Source organism: Candidatus Cloacimonadota bacterium (assembly GCA_011372345.1).
Classification (GTDB): domain Bacteria; phylum Cloacimonadota; class Cloacimonadia; order Cloacimonadales; family TCS61; genus DRTC01.
In genome coordinates this window covers 1-1,913 of the sequence record DRTC01000228.1, presented here as the reverse complement: position 1 = coordinate 1,913, position 1,913 = coordinate 1, and the positions used below count along the sequence as shown (strand labels likewise).

3 protein-coding genes are annotated in these 1,913 nt (G+C 33.4%); all 3 read left to right on the top strand.

Annotated elements, in window-relative coordinates:
• Positions 1-66 (top strand): D-tyrosyl-tRNA(Tyr) deacylase (locus ENL20_04430; protein HHE37801.1); only part of this gene is annotated, 66 nt, incomplete at its 5' end.
• Between the two features lie 92 nt (positions 67-158).
• The gene (locus tag ENL20_04425; GenBank protein HHE37800.1) at positions 159-755 is read left to right on the top strand and encodes an HAD family phosphatase; all 597 of its coding nucleotides are present in this window, start codon (positions 159-161) and stop codon (positions 753-755) included.
• A gap of 103 nt (positions 756-858) precedes the next feature.
• Positions 859-1,677 (top strand): hypothetical protein, encoded by an 819-nt coding sequence (locus ENL20_04420; protein ID HHE37799.1) that lies wholly within the window; start codon positions 859-861, stop codon positions 1,675-1,677.
• The last annotated feature ends 236 nt before the right edge of the window (positions 1,678-1,913 follow it).

Sequence of the window (1,913 nt, the reverse complement as noted above, 5' to 3'; positions counted from 1 at the left end):
TTCGGAGCATTTATGCAGGTTTCTCTGGTGAATGATGGTCCGGTAACGATAATTCTGGAAAGATGAACACCTTGAAAAAGTTTATAAGTATTTTCTTCCTGCTAAACCATTTCAATGGTTCCGATAAATCCGTAAAAATTTGCGACTAAAGGTTTTAAATGAATATCCAAAATGTTATTTTCGATTTAGGGAAAGTATTAGTTGATTTTGATTTTGATATTTTTTTTAAAAAGCTTGGATATGATCCAAAAGACAGACATCTGGACGAAGCCAGCGAACCTATTCTGCTTTTTGAATCTGGCAAAATGAAAAAGATAGATTTCATCAGCAGGATGAGAAAAATATATAATTTCAACCTTTCGGATGAAGATTTTGAGAAAATCTGGTGTGAAGGTATATTTACAGAAATTCCGGAGATGATCGAATTAGCAGAAAAAATAGGGCAGAAATATAATATTTTTATCCTCTCAAATACTGATGAAATCCATTTTCCACATATCTGGAAAAAATTTCCATCATTGCATTTCTTTAAGAATAATCTGCTGCTTTCGTATGAATTGGACGCAGTTAAACCGGAACCTGAAATTTATCTGAATGCTCTGAATAAATTCGATCTGAATCCAAGAGAAAGTATTTTTATCGATGATCGATCAATAAATATTAAGACAGCTGAAGAAGTTGGTTTTTATGGAATATTAAATGAAAATAGTGAAAAAACGATAAAACACCTGGAGAAAATTCTGGATTTTATTTGACAGCAAGAAACGAATTTAATTTAAGCCAAACAAAAATAATTCCTTGATTTCTTCCTTCTCTTCCAAGGAGAAGGATCGAGGATGAGGTAAAAAGGAGAGAACTGTGAAATGTAAAACATTTTTCGTAATTATTTTTATCGTAATAAGTTCAATGATTATTGCAGAAGGATTTGGGGAAGAATTATGGGACGGCAATACTTTCACTCACAAAGCAGTCGATGCTTCCCGGTTAAATGAGAACATCATCAAAGCAAAAGTTGAGGGAGAATGGCAAGAATTTCAGCTCGAAGAATTACCGGAAATATTCTATCAATGGAATTTCCAGAAAAGGATCCAAACGATCGAGGATATCAAAACCGGAAAAATGCCTGGATTAGCAGGACCTCATAATGGTATAATCGCAACTTATGGTTATCAGCGGGAAGATTCTGCTTTCAAAGTAAATAACGCCATCAAAGGCTGCGGATTTCTTCCTAAAAAAGAAAAACTGAAAGAAACAATCCAACTCCTTAAAGACACTTATAATGACGATATGATGAAGAAAATGGCAATTTTAACAGATCTTTACACCAAAGCTGATACAATTTTTGATCTGACCAAACAGGTTTCGCTGGAATTATATACAGTTCCGGAAAGAGGAACGCAAACCTTCCTCAACCAGATGACCGATCCGACTTCCGTGATCGTATTTATGGATATTCCAACTTTTAAACTGAAAACGATCTCTTATCTTCTGCACCCGGAAAATCCGAATTTAAACGATTATGAAAAGGATGTTGTCGAATATATCAACCTTATTCACAGTTATTTCCACGGAGAGTTTTCCAAAAATTTCATCGCTGTAATTTATAATGTGATCGAATCTTATAACAGTTCACCCGGCAATGATAACGGCAGAGGGACGAGGATTATTACTCCGTAATTTTTCAGACATTGCGAAGGTTGTGTTAATCCTTGCTTTTCTTGACCTTCGCAAAGTTTTTATCTTCGATCTGTGATTGTCAAATAATGAAGAAAAAAGATTAAAGATCTTCAATTCTTATTTATTTCAAAAATTATAATAAAAATCCATTGAAGAGTATTTTTTAAATCGCATTAATTGGGTAGATTTTAGAGATCAAAATGAGAAAGATCATATTGTTTTTTATAAGAAAAATC

Excerpts from the sequence above, each read along its gene's own strand:
- ENL20_04425 (HHE37800.1), top strand. The coding sequence starts at position 159 with ATGAATATCCAAAATGTTATTTTCGATTTAGGGAAAGTATTAGTTGAT.